Here is a 17,018-nt window from a genome sequence, read left to right as displayed (position 1 = left end):
CATGAGTGTAGTGAAGAGCAGCGTACTGGCGCTTGCAATGCTGGCGACCGCTCCCGTGTTCGCCGCCGTGACCATCAGCATCGATCCGGCCAAGCCTGGTGCCGTCATCAACAAGAATGTCTACGGCCAGTTCGCCGAACACCTGGGCACCGGCGTCTACGAAGGCATGTGGGTCGGCCCCACGTCGAACATCCCCAACACCCGGGGCTGGCGCAATGACGTCGTCGGCGCGCTCAAGGAGTTGCACGTGCCGCTGGTGCGTTGGCCGGGCGGCTGCTTCGCCGACACCTATCATTGGCGCGACGGCATCGGCCCTCAGGACAAGCGCCCGAGCAACATCAACGGTAATGGCAACGTAGAACAGATCAACGCTGTCGGCACCCACGAATTCTTCGACCTGATCGACATGCTGGGTGCCGACGCCTACGTCAACGGCAACGTCGGTACCGGCACCGTGCAAGAGATGTCCGATTGGGTCGAGTACATGACGGCGGACGGGGGCTCGCCCCTGGCCAGGCTGCGCGCTCAGAACGGGCGCGAAAAGCCGTTCAAAGTCGCCTTCTTCGGTATCGGCAACGAGTTGTGGGGCTGCGGCGGCAACCTGAAGCCCGAGTACTACGCGGCCCTGTACAGCAATTACGAGACCTTCCTGAGGGCGCCCGCGCAGTCCAGGCCAAAAATGATCGCCAGCGGCGGCAGTGGCTTCGACACCACGTGGACCGATGTCCTGAGCAAGGAACTGAAAGGCCGCACGACCGGCATCAGCGTCCATCAGTACACCATCGTAGGCGCCACTTGGGAGGACAAGGGCGCGGCCCTCGGCTTCAAGGAAGGCGGGTGGATCTCGATCCTTGCCAATACCTTGAAGATGGATCAGCTGATCAAAGATCACGTGGCGGTACTGGACAAGACCGATCCCGAGAAGAAGATCGGGATGATGATCGATGAGTGGGGCACCTGGTATGACGACGCCGACAAGGGCGCCAGAAGCGCGTTGTTCCAGCAGAACTCCCTGCGCGACGCGCTCGTGGCGGCGCTCAACTTCAACATCTTCCATGAGCACGCGGAACGGGTGCCGCTGACCACCATTGCCCAGATGGTCAACGTCCTGCAGGCGATGATCCTGACCGACAAGGAGAAGATGGTTCTGACCCCGACCTACTACGCCTTCCAGATGTATGTACCGTTTCAGGATGCCACGTCGCTGCCGCTGGCAATCAAGGACAACACCCGCTACACCCTGGGCGCAGTGACCATTCCGGGCGTGAGCGCTTCGGCGGCGCGCGCTAAAGACGGCAAGCTGTACCTGGCACTGGTCAACACCGATCCGCACAAGCCGGTCGATGTCGCCGTCAACGTCGCCGGCACAAAGGTAAAAGCGGCGGCCGGCAAGGTGCTGACCTCGACCGTGATGGATGCGCATAACACGTTCCAGAATCCGCAGGTCGTCAAGCCGGCCGCCTTCAGCGCGCGTGCCGCAGGCGGCAAGCTGTCGATCAATGTGCCTGCCAAGGCCGTGATGGTGGTCGCTTTGGAGGAGTAGACGATGCGATCACTTTCAATCACGGCGATTCTGGCGGCGTTACTGGTATGCGTGCCGGCCCTTGGCTTCGCCGAACCCAAGCAACGCCTGATTGTCCTCAGCGATATCGAGGCCGATCCCGATGACAGCCAGTCGCTCGTGCGCTTGCTTCTGTACGCGAACCAGATCGATATCGAAGGCATCGTCGCCACTACCTCTACGCATCAGAAGTCGCGTATCGCACCGGCATCCATGCAGGTGATCATCGATGCCTACGGCCGAGTTCAACCCAATCTGTCGAAGCACGAACCGGGTTTTCCGAAAGCGGAGGCGCTGAAAGCGGTGGTGCGTTCCGGCTCGCAGCTCTATGGCATGCAAGGTGTCGGCGACGGCAAGGACTCGCCGGGATCGGACGCCATCATCAAGGCCCTGGAGAAAAATGACACGCGGCCCCTATGGGTTGCGGTTTGGGGCGGCGCTAATACGCTTGCTCAAGCGTTGTATCGGATTGAACACGACAGGACGCCGGAGCAGACCGCTCGCCTGGTAAGCAGGTTGCGCGTCTACACGATCTCCGATCAGGACGATTCCGGTTTCTGGATACGCAAAGAGTTTCCCGAATTGTTTTACATCGTCAGCCCCGGCGGATATGGCAATGGCACTTGGACTGGCATCCACACAGCCGAGCCGGGCTTCGACAGCTCTGAAGTGAGCAACAATTGGATCGCCGCGCATATTCAACAAGGGCATGGAGCGCTGGGCGCGATGTATCCGGATGTCTCTTTTGGCATGGAGGGCGATACGCCCTCCTTCCTGTCCTTGATACCCAACGGTCTGAACGCACCCGAGCATCCGGACTGGGGCGGCTGGGGTGGACGCTACGAGTTGTATACGCCAGCGTTGGAGAACACCAATCCGGAAGGCTTCACCGGCAACGTACCTGTATTGCAAGAACCTCGTGCTATCTGGACCAACGCCGTGGATAGTTACAGGCCGATGGTCTACAACGACTATGGCCGCAGCGTGCGTGCCCACGACAAAGTCAGCAGTGGGTACAGGACCACGATCTGGCGCTGGCGCAAAGAATTCCAGAATGATTTCGCTGCCCGAATGGATTGGAGCATCAAGCCATACGAGGGGGCGAATCATCCGCCAGTGGTAAAGCTCGGCCATAGCGATCGGCTGACCGTCAAATCCGGCGAAGACTTCATGATGAGCGCCGCCGGCAGCTTCGACCCCGATGGAGATAGCTTGAGCTACCTGTGGTTTCAGTATCCCGAAGCTGGCAGCTACAAGAAGGAAATCAAACTGGGGTATGCGGAAAATCATCATACCGTTTGGGGGCAGGCGCCAGTGGTAAGCAAGGCGGAGACCGCGCACTTCATCGTTCAGGTGATCGATAAGGGCAGTCCCGCGCTGACGCGCTACCAACGCGTCATCGTCACTTTCACACCGGAGGACGGAAGGAATTAAGCGGCGTTTTCCTGCATGCCGCTGGCACCCGCCGCGAGCTCTTCCCATCAGATCGCCGCAGAAGCAAAAGCTCGCGCCGAGGACGGCGCTCCTACGGGTCATGGACCTTTTGCTTTTGTAGGAGCGGCGTCCCGCCGCGAGCTCTTCCGTCAGGTGGCGGTTCCGCCCCCACGTGGTCTTATGAATCAAAAACGACCTCGTAGAACCCTGCGTGGACTGAAACGGCACGAGCATGCTGGTGCGGTGCTGCATTCAAAAAAAGATATGGCGCGCTCCCAACAATTCATTGGATATGACGCGACGCGCTGCCTATGCTTCGCCTTGAAGCAGGACGCGAGCTCAATCGACACGCGCCCCGCATTTCATTAGCCATTGTGGCGATCCAGACCAGGCACATAAGGCCGAACCGCCGCAGGCGGTCCCGCCCTGCGTGAGCCGATCAATCTGAAAGGTGAAGCGCATGTGGCCTGAATCGAAATCGCCCGGAGTTGTCGTATCCGGGCTGCTGTTATGCATGGCCTTGACGCTGATGGCAGGCGCGGCGCCGACATTTAATTGACGATTGCTGGCATGGCCAGCGCGACGCCGACGGCAACATCCATCCCGACCCCAAGCGCTTCCCATCCGGCATGAAGGCGCTGGCGGACTATGTGCATGGCAAGGGACTCAAGCTGGGCATCTACTCGGACGCAGGCGCGACCACCTGCGGCGGCCGTCCCGGCAGCCGCGGCCACGAGTATCAGGATGCGCGGACCTATGCGAGCTGGGGCATCGATTACGTCAAGTACGACTGGTGCGACACCGCGAGCTTGAACCCCGAAGCGGCGTACACCACGATGCGCGACGCGATCGCCAAGGCGGGGCGTCCGATGCTGTTCAGCATATGCGAATGGGGCATAAGCAAGCCGTGGGAATGGGCCGGTCAGGTCGGCCATTCGTGGCGAACCACGCCCGATATCTACAATTGCTTCGACTGCGAATTCAGTCCCGGTTTCTCGACTGGTCTGGGCGTGCTGCGCATCCTCGACAAGCAGGCAGGCCTGCGCAAGTTCGCAGGGCCCGGCCACTGGAACGATATGGACATGCTCGAAGTGGGCAACGGCATGAGCGAGGATGAAGACCGTGCCCATCTGTCGATCTGGGCGATGATGGCCTCGCCCCTCATCCTGGGCAACGACCTGCGTTCCATGTCCGAGTCGACCCGCCGCATCCTGACCAACCCCGGCGTGATCGCGGTGAACCAGGACAAGCTGGGTGTACAGGCACTGCGTGTCCTGGCCGACGGTCCGCTGGAGGTCTATGCCAAACCGCTCGACGGCGGCCAATGGGCACTGATGTTCCTGAATCGCTCCAACCAGCCTGCCGACGTTCGCCATGACTGGAAGAAGCAAGTCCTGATGGATGACCTGAGCAAGAGGTCGGTCGATTTCAAGCAGACCGTCTACCGCTGGTCCGACCTGTGGAGCAAGAAGACGGGCGACACCAGCAGCAAACTGGAAGCGCGGCTGGCGCCGCACAGCGTGCTGATGCTGCTCCTGACCGGCCCTGCGAAACCATAGGGCGGGTGAGGATGGAAGGGCGACGCTTGTGGCCGGCCAGTGCGGCAGGGCGCAAACCTTCCAATGGATCGAAACGCCGACGGGCGAACTGGTGCTGATGTCATTGGCGCAGGCAAGATCGAAAACTGCACAGTTACAGCAGAATTCTAAGTTCGGAACCTTTGGACATCGCGCTCACGTGGTCCGGCACCCGGTGAGCATTTCAGGCAACCGGATTTTTCAACAGAGTAGACCGAAACCAGACGCCAGCCGTGTCGCGTTAGGATCCTGCCGCAGCAATGGCTCGCTCGATTCTCCGGTCCGGTATCAGCCATATCAGAGCCACCGAAACATAGAGCGCTTGTGCTACCCAGTTGGCCTGGAAAGAGAGGATGATCGCGCTTATGTAGAGGATCGGCGGCAGTTTTCCCTTCCAGTCTTTTCCAATGGCGCGCTTCAACACCGATTGCGGGCCACTTGCGGAAATGATGCACCGCTGTAGCAGATAGTAGGCAGCCGCGGCCATGAGAAGAACGAACCCATACGCAGCAGAAGGCAACGCTTCGAAGTGATTCTCCCCCATCCAGCCGGTGGCGAATGGAAACAGCGACAGCCAAAAGAGAAAATTAAGATTGGCCCAAAGCATACCGCCCGACACCTTCTTGGCTGCATGAATCAAGTGGTGATGGTTGTTCCAGTAGATGCCGATATAGACGAAGCTCAGGATGTAGCTCAGAAAGCTGGGCAACAAAGGCCGCAGTGCATCAAGATCGGCGCCATGCGGAACCTTCAGCTCCAACACCATGATGGTGATGACGATCGCCATCACACCATCACTGAACCCTTCCATCCGTCCTTTTCCCATCACCCTATCCTGAGCCTGCAGGTTAACCAAGGTGGCAATCCATTGCCGGTAAACGTCGCGAAACGATCAGTTCGACCGCGCGGCCGCCAGCACCAGTTCTGCGACAGCCTCCGGATGGGACACCATCACCGCATGCGAAGCACCGGGCACGATGATCGTCTTCCTTGAGTTCGCGCGGTCTGCCATGAAAGCAAGCGCGGCGGGCGGGATATTCTTGTCCTTATCGCCATAAACGAACCAGGAGGGGATCCGCTTCCAGGCCGACGCGCCAGCCGGCTCGTTGAGCGCCGCTTCGGTCACGGGGCGCTGCGAAGCCGCCATCAGTGCCGCTTCGGCTTCCGCCACGTCTGCAGCGAACTGATCGTGAAACTTGTCCTGGCGGATGTAGAGGTCTTTGCCACCGGTTGTCAGCGTGACTGCCGGGGCCAAAGCCGTGCCGAGGCTGCTACCCGGGAACTTTCCTGAAAGCCCGGCTGCAGTCTCTCCAATTTCCGCTGCGAATGCCGCAACGAAAACCAAGCCCTTTATGTTTCGACCTGAGCCGGCGATCTCGCCTATCACCAAGCCGCCATAGGAATGCCCTACCAGTACGACGGGCGTCTCGATTGAGTCGACGATGTCGCTGAGATACTGAGCGTCGCTCTTGACGCTTCGTAGAGGATTGGCGACAGCGACCACCGGATAGCCTTGGCTCCGAAGAACCGCGACCACCCCATTCCACGAGGACGCTTCCGCAAAAGCGCCATGCACCAGGACGATGGTGGGCTTGTCGGTTTGGGCAACAGCAGCCGAAGAAAACACCATTGCCGCAATCAGAAGAGCAGATGCGATCAGTTTATTCATTTCTATATTCCTTCTCTTGGTTGACATCGCCCATGAACGGTCGCAAAGGACGCTCCATTCGATGAGCCGTGATTAACGAGCCGTGATTAACGTGTGCGTGCCATGGGGCTGGGATGGTGGACATGCGGTATCTGCAGCGCTCCGGATAGATACCCATCCAGCCAGTCCCGGAAATACGTCTTTGCGGTTAGCGCGTGGGGCCCGGGGGTGAGCATGTGATCGTCCAGGATCGCGCCGTAGTAGCTCGCCGTCGGGTCCGCCACCACTGGCCTGTCGTCCTGATAGCTGTACATGACCCATTGAACGAGTTCGCACAATCGGTAGGATTCGGGCCCGGCAATCTCGGTGGGTGCGTCCGAGGGAGGCATCGTCACCCGCTCCACCAGCAGATTGGCCACGTCGTCCGCCGCTACTGGCTGTACCAAGGCAGGTGATAGATGGACGGTCTCCCTGCCACTGCCGGGCGGGATGATGTTGGCCATGAACTCGAAGAACTGTGTCGATTGCACGAGGGTATGCGGGACACTCGAACGCCTCACGAGGTTCTCCTGTATTTCCTTGGCCCGGAAGTACCCGCTGGTCTGTAGGCGCCGGGTGCCGACTACCGACAGCGCAACGTGATGGGAGACACCGGCGCGCGCGCCAGCTGCAAGTAGTTGTTCGGTCGACCGCCGGAAAAACTCGGTAACGTCTGGCTCGTCGAATGAGGGTGCATTGGTCACGTCCACAACGGCATGGGCGCCGCTCAAGGCCCCATCCAATCCTTCGCCGGTAACGGTGTTCACGCAGGATCTCCGGGAAGCGGCAATCACCTCGTGTCCGCGCAATCTCAGCCTGCTCACGAGCTTGGCACCGATCAGGCCATGTCCGCCCGCCACTACTATTTTCATGGTCGGTCTCCCCATCACATGACGATGGGACGGGATGGGCTGGAGCTGAGGGGCACGCCACTTTCACCCAGTAGCTGCCGCAGATCGATCTCGATGGAGTTACATATCTGCGAGATGGGGACGTCGTTCGCCCCGCCCTCGAATGGATTGGCGCTGCTCTCTCCCACCTGATCCAGTGCGGCGTACATCCAGGAAATCAGCACACCCAGGGGAATCGCCAGCCACACCATGTGACCTGCCATCACGCCCTCGACGAGCTGATTCAGGCGCTCCAGCTCGCTGATTATTCCCAGCGGCAGCAGGAAGCACAGGATCCTGACGAATATCGCGTTGATGACGGCGTACTGCCTCGGATACGGATAGTTCTTGATCCGCTCGCTCTTCGCCTGCAGGTCCTGGAACTCCTTGAGTATCTTCTGTAGCTCGAAGAAGACATTGGCTGGAATGACGCCCGAATCAAGCGTGGCCTTGAGCGCTTCGCTTTGCAGGCCGAGGACTTGGGTCGCTTTGCCATTGGCGATGAGAATTCGACTCTTCTCTTCCGGAGAAACGTACTTCGCGATCTCCACTTCCAGAGCGCGCTCTTTCTCCGGGACGCCGTAGTTCTTCAGATACTCCGCGTTGGACGCCTTCTTGGCGGTTTCCCATGCCTTGCTGTCCCGCATCTGATAGCGCAACGCCGTCAGCCAGGCCAGGTGGCGATAGATCAGGCGCTGCGATTCTTTGCCGTCTGACAGGAAGTCCCTGCTCACGGTGCCCCAGAGACGGCTCATGCCGGCGATGGAGGCCCAGATCTGCTGCGCCTCCCAGGTCCTGTTGTAGGTCTGGGTGCTCTTGAAGCCCGCCATCAGGGCGACCGTGGTGCCCAACATGAAAGCTACGCCCCAGGGAATGGTCAGCCACTTGAGGCCGACAACCTGATAGAGCACCACGACAGCGGCATTGAAGGCAATCAGCGCGTAAAGCGGGCGCCTGGTCCAAAGAACGAACTCTGCGAATTTGTATGAGCGACCGGCAAGCATGACGGTTGATCTCCTAGGGGTGGAAGCTCTGCTGGCGGTGGAACATCGCCGGGAAACTGGCAGCTCCAGACGGCTCGCTACTCAAGTTCGTCTTCTTCGCTGGCGATCGCCGCAAACACGCCGGCATCCGCGAACATTCGCTCCAGGAAGCTCAGCAGGTTCCTGAAGTCATTCAGCGGAATATCTTTCCGGGTGGCCCAGCGCAGCATGACGAACAGATAGGGATCCGCGATTGATCGGGTTCCGGCCAGCCATTCCCTCCCCTCCAACTGAACATCCAAACGCTGCAGATGAGCACTTACTTGGATTCGCGCTTGGTCAGCCAGTGCTCCCGCTTGGTCTTCATCGGGAAGGAAGCGTGACGGGGTGAAGATGGGCTTGAATGCCATGTGGACGTCAGAGTTGAGATAGGCGAGCCAACGCATCACCTCGGCACGGCCTCGGGTGCTGCCGTCACCCAGGAGCGCCGCTTCCGGACGCTGTTCGGCGATGTATCCCAGAATCGCGACGTTCTCCGTCAAGACGAAGCCGTCATGCAGCAGCATGGGGACGGTGCCGTTGGGATTCATCTGCAGGTACTCGTCCGACTTGATCGTCTCCGAGCTCATGCGCACGGTTTCATGAGCAATGCCAGTCCACTGCAGGACGATATGGTCTGCCAATGAACATGCTCCTGGGAAGTAATAGAGTTTCATGGGGTTGTTCCAGTGAATTGTTCTTCGAAAGCGGTGATGCCGTTCTTGTGGTGCTTCTTGTCCGTCGTTTCGTCGTGTTGCTGATCGGAGTTCCGCGGGGACACCGCGCCGACGTGGGTTGTCCCGTGCACGAACGGATGGAAAGTGCACGCCCGTTACAGCCTCCTCGACGAGCTGACATCCGTCTTCTTCGTTACGACGGACAAGAAGCATTTGACGCTTTTCGGCTCCGCACTACTGCACTGGCGATGGGGTTTGAAGTGGAGAGGTGCAAGTGCCGTTCGTTGAATACAGGTTAGGTCCGCACCTATGGCGACGGAAGCCTTGGCCAGGGATGCAGCGTGTTGTTCATCGCGCAACAATTCGTCGCGCTTTCATCACGGTTTCCCTGCATGTTGGAAAACACGCGATACGGTAGGAGCGGCGTCTCGCCGCGAGCTCTTGCTTCCACCATGGTCTGACAGAAAGAGCTCGCGCCGGGACGGCGCTCCCACGGAATCGCGGATTGATGGATAGCTATGCGATACGACCGAGCAGAACGGTCTCTAAGTCACCCGCTCTGGCACTGGTCTTGTCCGCTCGATGCCGAATCGGGTGTATATCCATAAGAATGCGAAGAACCCGAAGTAGCCGACCAACAGCGCTCTCCCGATCCAGTTCTCCACCGAGTTGACGTCGATACCGCGACCAAGCATCCGGGGCAAAACGTCCGCCACGGCACCGATGCCAACGGCGCCGAGCAGCACGAACGACAAGACGAATACACCTAGCGCGACCTGGTATCCGCGGCCACGATAGCGAATGGATTTCACCTTGCCGCGATCAAGCCACGGAAGCAGAAATAGCGCGAGGATGGCCAGGAACATCACCAGCACGCCAGATACTTTGTCGGGCACCACGCGCAACATCGCGTAGAACGGCGTGAAGTACCAAACGGGTTTGATGTGCTCCGGGGTGACCAGCGGATTGGCTTCGACGAAGTTGTCGTACTCCAGGAACAGTCCGCCCACGGTCGGTGCGAAGAAGATCAGGAATGCGGCCACCAGCAGGAACACCACGGTACTGAGAAAGTCCTCGGCCGTGTAGTACGGGTGGAATGGAATGCCATCCAGTGGATGGCCATCACCCCCGGTCTTATCGTGGATCTCGATGCCGTCCGGGTTGTTGGAACCCACCTCGTGCAGCGCCAGGATGTGCACCGTTACCAGCAACAGCAACACAATGGGCAACGCGACCACATGCAGCGCGAAGAACCGATTCAGCGTGGCATCCCCGGGCACATAATCGCCCATGATCCAGTGCGACAAGCTGTCGCCGACCACCGGTATCGCGCCGAACAGCGAGATGATCACCTTCGCGCCCCAGAAAGACATCTGGCCCCAAGGCAGCACGTAACCCATGAAGGCCTCGGCCATGAGGACCAGGTAGATCGACATACCGAGAATCCACACCAGTTCGCGTGGCCGCTTGTACGATCCATACAGCATTCCGCGCAGCATATGGGCGTAAATCACCACAAAAAAGAGCGAAGCGCCGGTGGAATGCATGTAGCGGATCAGCCACCCCCATTCGACGTCGCGCATGATGTACTCGACGGAGGCAAAGGCTTCCGCCGACGATGGCTTGAAGTGCATCGCCAGGAAGATGCCCGTCGCCAGTTGATTGACCAGCGTCACCAGCGCGAGCACCCCGAAGTAGTACCAAACGTTGAAGTTCTTCGGCGCGTAGTACCGGCTTGTGTGTGCGGCGATGAATGAGATCAGGGGCAGCCGATCCTCGGCCCACGCCAGTAGCCGGTTACGGGGACGTATGCGAACTATCTTCAGGGCCACGACAGTTCTCCTTGCTGAATGCAGCAGTCAGGAGGGATTTCCGTCGCCAGCAGCTGGCGACAGCGGTTCGGGTGCAACCGACACCACGTGGTCGATGCCGCGGCGGAACATCTTCGAGTAGGGACAGATGCGCTCGGTGTTGCGCACCAGCTCAGCGGCCAGCGCCCGATCGAGTCCAGGAAGACTGGCGCGGATCTCGGCTGACAGCAGGAACAGTCCATCCACCGGGTCGCGCGCGAACGTCACTGCGGCATCCACAACCAATTCCTTGAGCTCCACACCGGAACGGCACGCAAGCAGTGTCAGAGCGCCGTGGAAGCAGGCGGCATAGCCGGCCGCGAGCAACTGCTCGGGGTTGCTGCCACCGCCTGGCCCGCCGAGTTCGTTCGGCAGGCGCAGATTCACTTCGAGCGCACCGTCATCTGACTTCACGACCCCCGAGACGCGACCATGCGCGGCCTCGCCACCCGTCACCCGCACACGTCCGGTGTAGAGCTCTTGGGTATCCTCGCCGTAGTACTTGTCCAGCATGCTTGTCGGTGGCGGTTGCAACGGAGTCATGAACGCGTGGTGTCCTCATTGGTTGTTCTGTTCGGCACAGGCGCAGCAGTCCAGTTGCCGGGGCGCGTTCCTCAGCAGCCGGACGTCGCAGTGTTATGCGCGCGGTGCGGAGCGGGCGAACTCGGACTGTTCCACCCAGCGTTCGAAGTTCATCGCGCCCTGCCAGGCGTTCCCTTCGGGAACCAGCGTGTTGGTCTTGAGCTCGGCACCGAAGTAGCGTGCATGCACATCGCTGATCACTTTGCGGGGATCCTGGGTGATGCTCAGGAAGCGCTGCGCCAGATCAGACAACCGCTCGCGTTCCGGCCCCGATATCTCCACGGTGTCATTGGCAGGTGCCTGCACCGCAATGCGTGCGACCGCGTCAGCCACGTCGTCGGATGCGATCGGTTGCACCAGCGCTGGGGCCAAACGCACGGTGTCGCCATCCGTGGCCGACTTGATGATGCCAGGCAGGAATTCGAAGAACTGAGTCGAGTGGATGATGGTGTATGGGATGCCGGCATTGCGGATCAACTCTTCCTGCGCAATCTTGGCGCGGAAGTAGCCGCTGTCGGTCAGCTTCTGAGTTCCGACTACGGAAAGCGCCACATGGTGGCCCACGTTTGCCTTGGCTTCCGCGCCGAGCACATTGCGGCCGGCGGTTCGGAAGAAGTCCATCACCGCCGCGTCCTCGAAGGATGGTGAATTGGAAAGATCCACGACGGTGTCGGTGCCCGCCATGGCGGCATCGAGCCCTTCGCCGGTGAGAATGTCGATGCCGGTCGAGGGTGCTGCGACGACTACCTCGTGCCCTTGGTCACGCAAGCGCGACACCAGCTTGCTTCCGATCAATCCGGTACCACCGATGACTACAACTTTCATGTTCCACCTCTTCATGTGCTAGCGCGGGGAACCAGCCTTCCTGGAGAACGGAAGACCGGCGAGTGCGGAAATGATCCTAGGAGCGCAGCACCGGAGGCAGTAGCCGTTGCTCGGGATGCACGGTGTTTCCCGTTTGGCACCAATCGCCTGTTGCTCATATCGGCTCGCGACCGACCAAAGCTGTAGCAAGCCTTGGCGGTGTGTGCGGGCATTGGTGCATCGCGCTCAACACCGCGCATCCCTCCGGCGATCTACTCACACAGCAGGGCGCCACCTAGATTGACCGCGGACCAGAGGCACATGTCTTGCGGTCTCCCCACCCCTGAAGGAGTTAGTCATGACGCAACGTGTTGATTACCAGCAGCAATCCCCCGAACTTTTCAAGAAGTTCGTCGAGTTCAATCTGCTGGCCAAGCAGTCGGCGATCGAGGAATCCATCAGCGATCTCGTCTCCATTCGTGCTTCGCAGCTAAACGGCTGTGCGTTCTGCCTGGACATGCACATCAAGCAGGCCACCATCCACGGCGAGCGCCCCCTGCGTCTGCATCACCTTGCCTCCTGGCGCGAGTCGCAGCTGTTCATCCCCCGCGAACGCGCTGCCCTGGCCTGGACCGAAGCGCTAACCCAATTGCCGCCGCAGGGCGTGCCGGACGACATCTACGATCGCGTCCGCACGCAGCTGTCGGAGAAAGAAATCTCCGACCTCACTTTCGTGGTGATGGCGATCAACGCCTGGAACCGCATCAATGTTGGTTTCCGCACCGTGCCGGGCAGCTACGACAAGGCGTTCGGCCTGGAAAAGGCCAAGCTGTCCTGAAATCGGCCGCCGGACGTCCACTGCCCGGCGGCTATTTTTACCTCGCGATCTGCCGCGGCAGATACAGGAGTTACCGATGCACATTCACCGTTCTCTCAGCCTGCTCGCCCTGATGTGGTCCGGCGCCACCATGGCCCAGGGTCCGGTTCATGATGCTGGAAATGACGACGCCCCTCCCCCCGTCGTCACTCACGTCATGACCCAAGCGCTTCCGGACTATCCTGGCAAGGAAGCGTTGATGATCACCGTTGAGTTTCCTCCTGGCGGCGTCGATCCGATCCATCGCCATGATGCCCACGGGTTCATCTATGTACTCGAGGGTTCGATCGTGATGGGCGTGGCCGGCGGCAAGGAAGTCACGCTGACACCAGGCCAGAGCTTCCACGAAGGCCCCAAGGATCTGCACACGGTCGGGCGCAACGCCAGCAAGGAGAAGCCGGCGAAGTTCCTCGTGCTGCTGCTGAAGGATGTCGGCAAGCCGGCGGTGATTCCGGTCCCCTGAGCGAGGTTGCGATGGCGTCCGCCGGGCCAGTGTGCCCGGCGGACGCTGTTTTGCGTCAGATCATCCAGGGCAGTCATGCTTTCCTTCTCCCTTCGGGAGAAGAGCCTGCCCTCGCGAAGGCGGGGGTGGCGCGCAGCGACGGATGAGGGAATGGCGCGTCCGCTTGCAACAAACGCTATTGGCGAGTCATTGCCATTCCCTCATCCGCCCCCCGTATCAAGTACGGGGCAGGCTCTTCGGGCACCTCGCTTCACGCCTCAGCCCTGCGCAGCACGCAGGGCATTCAGGCACGCACGAGCCGATGGCTCGTAAGCCGCATGCCCTCATCCCGAAGGAAGAAGGAAGAAGGAAAAGAGCCTCGCCTTCGCTCAATGGCTTCTCCCATGGAGTGCAAGGTGCCGAGTCCCGACTGCACCGGATCTGCCATGGCATGAAACAGAAGATTCTCTAGAACCTTCGTCGCCAGCTATTCCTCGAACGGGGAACTCAACAGACTGTCGACCATCGACGGTGGCTCGTAGCCATGAACATAGCGCGCGCCGAAATCTCGCGCAAAATTATCGTAGGTGGTCTCCGGTCGGTGCTCGCAAAGACTGCATATCGCTTGAGTGAAACGTTGCTTCATCGCCAGGCGGGGGAACTCTTCCATGATTCGCGCGATCTGCTGCCCCGGCAGGCGCTCATAACCCCACCCGCCCCAGTCCAATCCGACGCCCAGCACGCATAGTGCGGCCTCGGCTTCTTTGTGTAGGCAGATCGACGGAGTGGAGTTGAGCGCGATGCTGTCCCAGATCAGCTGGGCCCGCCGTGTGTCCACATTGAAGCTGGAGGCGAGCTCCTGTGCGAAGTTGGCGCCCTCCACCTCGAACCGAAGCGGACCGACAAACGCCTCGGATAGGCCGATGTCGTGCAATAGCGCCGACACGGCCAACACTTCGGCATCGTAGGAATCCCCCTTCTGTTCCGCGATCAAGGTCGCGAAAAGCCACGATCGCATCACGTGATTGAATAGATACGGATCCAGATGTTCGCGCGCAATTTCGTAGGCGCGCTTGACTAACGGTGTATCCGCGACGGCGATGCCCGCGATTGTGCGCACAGGCAGAGACGAGACATCCGGGTGCAGCGGTGATTTCGATTTTGATTTGTCGATCAATTGCATGGCGATGCTCCGCTCAGGTAGTCGCGTCAATAAGATCAAGCACCGCTTGGGCGAACGCCTGCGGATCCTCCTGAGGCAGGTTGTGACCCACGCCGGGCACGATGCGGTGCGCGAGCCGGCGGGTAAAGTACTTGGCCTGGGCGCTGCCGTCGGTCGCCGCGACGACACCATCGGCGTCGCCATCCAGCGTGATCGTTGGCACCGTGATCGGAGGCAGCTCCGCCAGGCGGCGCTCGATATCGGCGTATCGTGCGGTCCCCTCGGCCCCGCCCAACCGGTGCCGATAGGAGTGGATGACGACGTCGACGAAATCCGGATTGTCGAACGCGCTTGCGCTGCGCTCGAAGGTCGCCTCGTCGAACGCCCAAGTCGGCGAGTTCCGTTCCCACAGGATGCGCGCAATGTCGCGTCGATTCTCGGCAAGACCACGCTGTCCGCGCTCGCTCTGGAAGTAATGCTGGTACCACAAGCCCCATTCCACGCGAGCGGGTGCGGGCCGCACGGACGCGGCGATGTCCTGAATCAGATAACCGTTCACCGAGACCAGCCCGCGGCAGCGCTCCGGCCAAAGCGCTGCGACCACGCAGGCCGCACGGCCACCCCAGTCGTATCCCGCGAGGATCGCGCCGGGGATCTTCAAGGCATCCATCAACGCGATCACGTCCGCGCCTATCGCGCCCTGCTGACCCGAGCGCGGCTCCGATGGATCAACGAAGCGCGTGGCCCGGTGTCCACGCAAGTAAGGCACCACTACGCGGCAGCCTCGCGCGGCAAGCATCGGCGCGACATCCTGGTAGCTGTGCACGTCATAGGGAAAGCCATGCAGCAGGACTACCGGCGCGCCGTCGCGCGAACCGAGATCGTGATAGTCCACGTCCAACGGGTCTGCGCGGATGCGCTGCAGTGGTCCCAGTCCTTGATCTGGAATGACGGCTTCCGCCGCGAGCCCAGTCTTTGCCATCAGCGGGCCAATCGCCGCGACAACGCCGCGCGAGGCGAAGCCAATCACCGCGGTCGTCATGATCTCTCTGCGTCTTTCGTCGATGCGTTCCATCGTGCACTCCTTCAGCGTGGGTTGAAGGCAGCGTATTTCCCGCTTCATCTCGGCCGGTAGACCCGGCGCAGTGCTCACGATGTTGCCCGCTCGGAATCAATGCGTGGATGGACGCGCTGGCACCATTGATGCCTCGAGATCAACATCGTGCAGCCTCATCCATGTCTACCGCAACGCCAACGGACTTCCTATCGTGCTCACATCATCCAGACGTCGAGCACGAACATGGTCTCCGACGCGAGCTGCTTCGTGACCGGATCACCCTGCATGCCGACCGCGGCGTATCGCTGTTGTGACGCCATCGCGGATGGTGACCCCGCCTTCCTTCTCCGCCACTCAGGAAGCTGATCCCAATGCGCAAGCTTTTCTTCGACAAACGTGCCAGCTACGCCATGGCGGCCGCTCCCTCCATCGATTTCATTCGCCGCCGGCTGCTTGTATCGAGCCTCGGCGCGGTAACGATGGCCGCCGTCATTCCCCTGTCCGCCACCCGGGCCGTGACCCACGGCCCCCTTACTCCCACCCCCTCCACAAGGAATCGCGCTATGCAATCGATCACCACCCAAGACGGCACCGAGATCTTCTACAAGGACTGGGGCGTCGGCCAACCCGTCGTGTTCCATCATGGCTGGCCGCTGTCCAGCGACGATTGGGACGCGCAGATGCTGTTCTTTCTCGAACAAGGGTATCGCGTCATCGCGCACGACCGGCGCGGCCATGGCCGCTCCAGCCAGACGGCGACCGGTAACGACATGGATACCTATGCCGCCGACGTCGCTGCGTTGGCCGCACACTTGGACCTGCGCGATGCGATCCACGTCGGCCACTCCACCGGTGGCGGCGAAGCGGCGCGCTACGTCGCTCGCCATGGCGCCGGCCGCGTGGCCAAGTTGGTATTGATCGGCGCGGTGCCGCCGTTGATGCTGAAGACCGCTGACAATCCGGGCGGTCTGCCACGCGAAGTATTCGATGGCCTGCGTAAGAACCTTGCCGCCAACCGCTCGGGTTTCTACTGGGACTTTCCGATTCCCTTCTATGGGTTCAACCGCCCCGGCAACTCGTTGTCCGAACCACTACGGATGAACTGGTGGCGCCAGGGCATGATGGGCGGCGCCAAAGCGCAGTACGACTGCATCGAAGCGTTCTCGGCAACGGACTTCACCGAAGACCTGAAGCGCATCGATGCGCCAACCTTGGTGATGCATGGCGACGACGACCAGATCGTGCCGATCGAAGACTCCGCGACGCTCTCGTCCAAGCTGCTGCGCAATGCCACCCTGAAGATCTACAAGGGATTCCCGCACGGCATGTGCACGACGCATGGTGACGTCATCAACCGTGACTTGCTCGCGTACTTTCGCGCTAGCTAAGACCTTAC

At 60.5% G+C, this 17,018-nt stretch carries 16 protein-coding genes and 1 pseudogene; 6 read left to right on the top strand and 11 right to left on the bottom strand.

Features of this window, described 5'->3' with window-relative positions; genetic code table 11:
• Nucleotide 1: 1 nt before the first annotated feature.
• From AB6O04_RS14480 to AB6O04_RS14470, 3 genes are all read left to right on the top strand, one after another.
• Nucleotides 2-1,543, top strand: coding sequence for an alpha-N-arabinofuranosidase (locus AB6O04_RS14480; RefSeq protein ID WP_368564767.1), 1,542 nt, complete (start codon nucleotides 2-4; stop codon nucleotides 1,541-1,543).
• Nucleotides 1,544-1,546: 3 nt separating this feature from the next.
• On the top strand, nucleotides 1,547-2,995 hold the full coding sequence (locus tag AB6O04_RS14475) for a nucleoside hydrolase-like domain-containing protein (protein WP_368564766.1): 1,449 nt from the start codon (nucleotides 1,547-1,549) through the stop codon (nucleotides 2,993-2,995).
• A 554-nt stretch (nucleotides 2,996-3,549) separates the two neighbouring features.
• Nucleotides 3,550-4,554 (top strand): glycoside hydrolase family 27 protein, encoded by a 1,005-nt coding sequence (locus AB6O04_RS14470; protein ID WP_368564793.1) that lies wholly within the window; start codon nucleotides 3,550-3,552, stop codon nucleotides 4,552-4,554.
• A 259-nt stretch (nucleotides 4,555-4,813) separates the two neighbouring features.
• Here the strand turns inward: AB6O04_RS14470 and AB6O04_RS14465 are convergent, their stop codons facing one another.
• The 8 genes and pseudogenes from AB6O04_RS14465 to AB6O04_RS14430 form a co-directional block, all read right to left on the bottom strand.
• Nucleotides 4,814-5,428: a TMEM175 family protein gene (locus tag AB6O04_RS14465; RefSeq protein WP_368564764.1), complete on the bottom strand. Its 615-nt coding sequence runs from the start codon at nucleotides 5,426-5,428 to the stop codon at nucleotides 4,814-4,816.
• A gap of 36 nt (nucleotides 5,429-5,464) precedes the next feature.
• Nucleotides 5,465-6,241 carry an alpha/beta fold hydrolase gene (locus tag AB6O04_RS14460; protein WP_368564762.1) on the bottom strand — a complete coding sequence of 259 codons (777 nt, stop codon included), beginning with the start codon at nucleotides 6,239-6,241 and terminating at the stop codon, nucleotides 5,465-5,467.
• A gap of 86 nt (nucleotides 6,242-6,327) precedes the next feature.
• Complete coding sequence (locus tag AB6O04_RS14455; RefSeq protein WP_368564761.1) at nucleotides 6,328-7,131, bottom strand: SDR family oxidoreductase; 804 nt, start codon at nucleotides 7,129-7,131, stop codon at nucleotides 6,328-6,330.
• A 14-nt stretch (nucleotides 7,132-7,145) separates the two neighbouring features.
• Nucleotides 7,146-8,153, bottom strand: a complete 1,008-nt coding sequence (locus AB6O04_RS14450; RefSeq protein WP_368564759.1) for a bestrophin family protein — start codon at nucleotides 8,151-8,153, stop codon at nucleotides 7,146-7,148.
• Between the two features lie 77 nt (nucleotides 8,154-8,230).
• Nucleotides 8,231-9,061, bottom strand: a complete 831-nt coding sequence (locus AB6O04_RS14445) for a glutathione S-transferase family protein (RefSeq protein WP_368564758.1) — start codon at nucleotides 9,059-9,061, stop codon at nucleotides 8,231-8,233.
• Nucleotides 9,062-9,393: 332 nt separating this feature from the next.
• Nucleotides 9,394-10,578 (bottom strand): annotated as a pseudogene (locus AB6O04_RS14440) (cytochrome bc complex cytochrome b subunit); the annotation flags it as partial.
• Between the two features lie 129 nt (nucleotides 10,579-10,707).
• Nucleotides 10,708-11,241 (bottom strand): Ohr family peroxiredoxin, encoded by a 534-nt coding sequence (locus AB6O04_RS14435; protein ID WP_368564756.1) that lies wholly within the window; start codon nucleotides 11,239-11,241, stop codon nucleotides 10,708-10,710.
• A gap of 93 nt (nucleotides 11,242-11,334) precedes the next feature.
• Nucleotides 11,335-12,105, bottom strand: a complete 771-nt coding sequence (locus tag AB6O04_RS14430; protein ID WP_368564754.1) for an SDR family oxidoreductase — start codon at nucleotides 12,103-12,105, stop codon at nucleotides 11,335-11,337.
• Nucleotides 12,106-12,442: 337 nt separating this feature from the next.
• Between AB6O04_RS14430 and AB6O04_RS14425 the strand changes: the two genes are divergently transcribed.
• Both AB6O04_RS14425 and AB6O04_RS14420 read left to right on the top strand, forming a co-directional pair.
• Nucleotides 12,443-12,922 (top strand): carboxymuconolactone decarboxylase family protein, encoded by a 480-nt coding sequence (locus AB6O04_RS14425; protein ID WP_368564753.1) that lies wholly within the window; start codon nucleotides 12,443-12,445, stop codon nucleotides 12,920-12,922.
• Between the two features lie 76 nt (nucleotides 12,923-12,998).
• Complete coding sequence (locus AB6O04_RS14420; protein ID WP_368564751.1) at nucleotides 12,999-13,424, top strand: cupin domain-containing protein; 426 nt, start codon at nucleotides 12,999-13,001, stop codon at nucleotides 13,422-13,424.
• A gap of 466 nt (nucleotides 13,425-13,890) precedes the next feature.
• Here AB6O04_RS14420 and AB6O04_RS14415 read toward each other — a convergent pair whose 3' ends face one another.
• The 3 genes from AB6O04_RS14415 to AB6O04_RS14405 form a co-directional block, all read right to left on the bottom strand.
• On the bottom strand, nucleotides 13,891-14,586 hold the full coding sequence (locus tag AB6O04_RS14415) for an HD domain-containing protein (RefSeq protein WP_368564750.1): 696 nt from the start codon (nucleotides 14,584-14,586) through the stop codon (nucleotides 13,891-13,893).
• A 13-nt stretch (nucleotides 14,587-14,599) separates the two neighbouring features.
• On the bottom strand, nucleotides 14,600-15,640 hold the full coding sequence (locus AB6O04_RS14410) for an alpha/beta fold hydrolase (RefSeq protein ID WP_368564749.1): 1,041 nt from the start codon (nucleotides 15,638-15,640) through the stop codon (nucleotides 14,600-14,602).
• Nucleotides 15,641-15,837: 197 nt separating this feature from the next.
• Entirely contained in the window at nucleotides 15,838-16,146 is a 309-nt protein-coding gene (locus AB6O04_RS14405; RefSeq protein WP_368564748.1) for a hypothetical protein, read from the bottom strand.
• 39 nt (nucleotides 16,147-16,185) lie between these two features.
• On the opposite strand from AB6O04_RS14405, the gene AB6O04_RS14400 reads away from it, so the two are divergent.
• The gene (locus AB6O04_RS14400; protein WP_368564746.1) at nucleotides 16,186-17,010 is read left to right on the top strand and encodes an alpha/beta fold hydrolase; all 825 of its coding nucleotides are present in this window, start codon (nucleotides 16,186-16,188) and stop codon (nucleotides 17,008-17,010) included.
• Nucleotides 17,011-17,018 lie beyond the last annotated feature (8 nt).

This window comes from Pseudoxanthomonas sp. UTMC 1351 (genome assembly GCF_040948865.1).
In the GTDB taxonomy this organism is placed as follows: Bacteria; Pseudomonadota; Gammaproteobacteria; order Xanthomonadales; family Xanthomonadaceae; genus Pseudoxanthomonas_A.
Note: the sequence above shows the minus strand (reverse complement) of the source record. Positions and strands in the feature narration are given on the sequence as shown.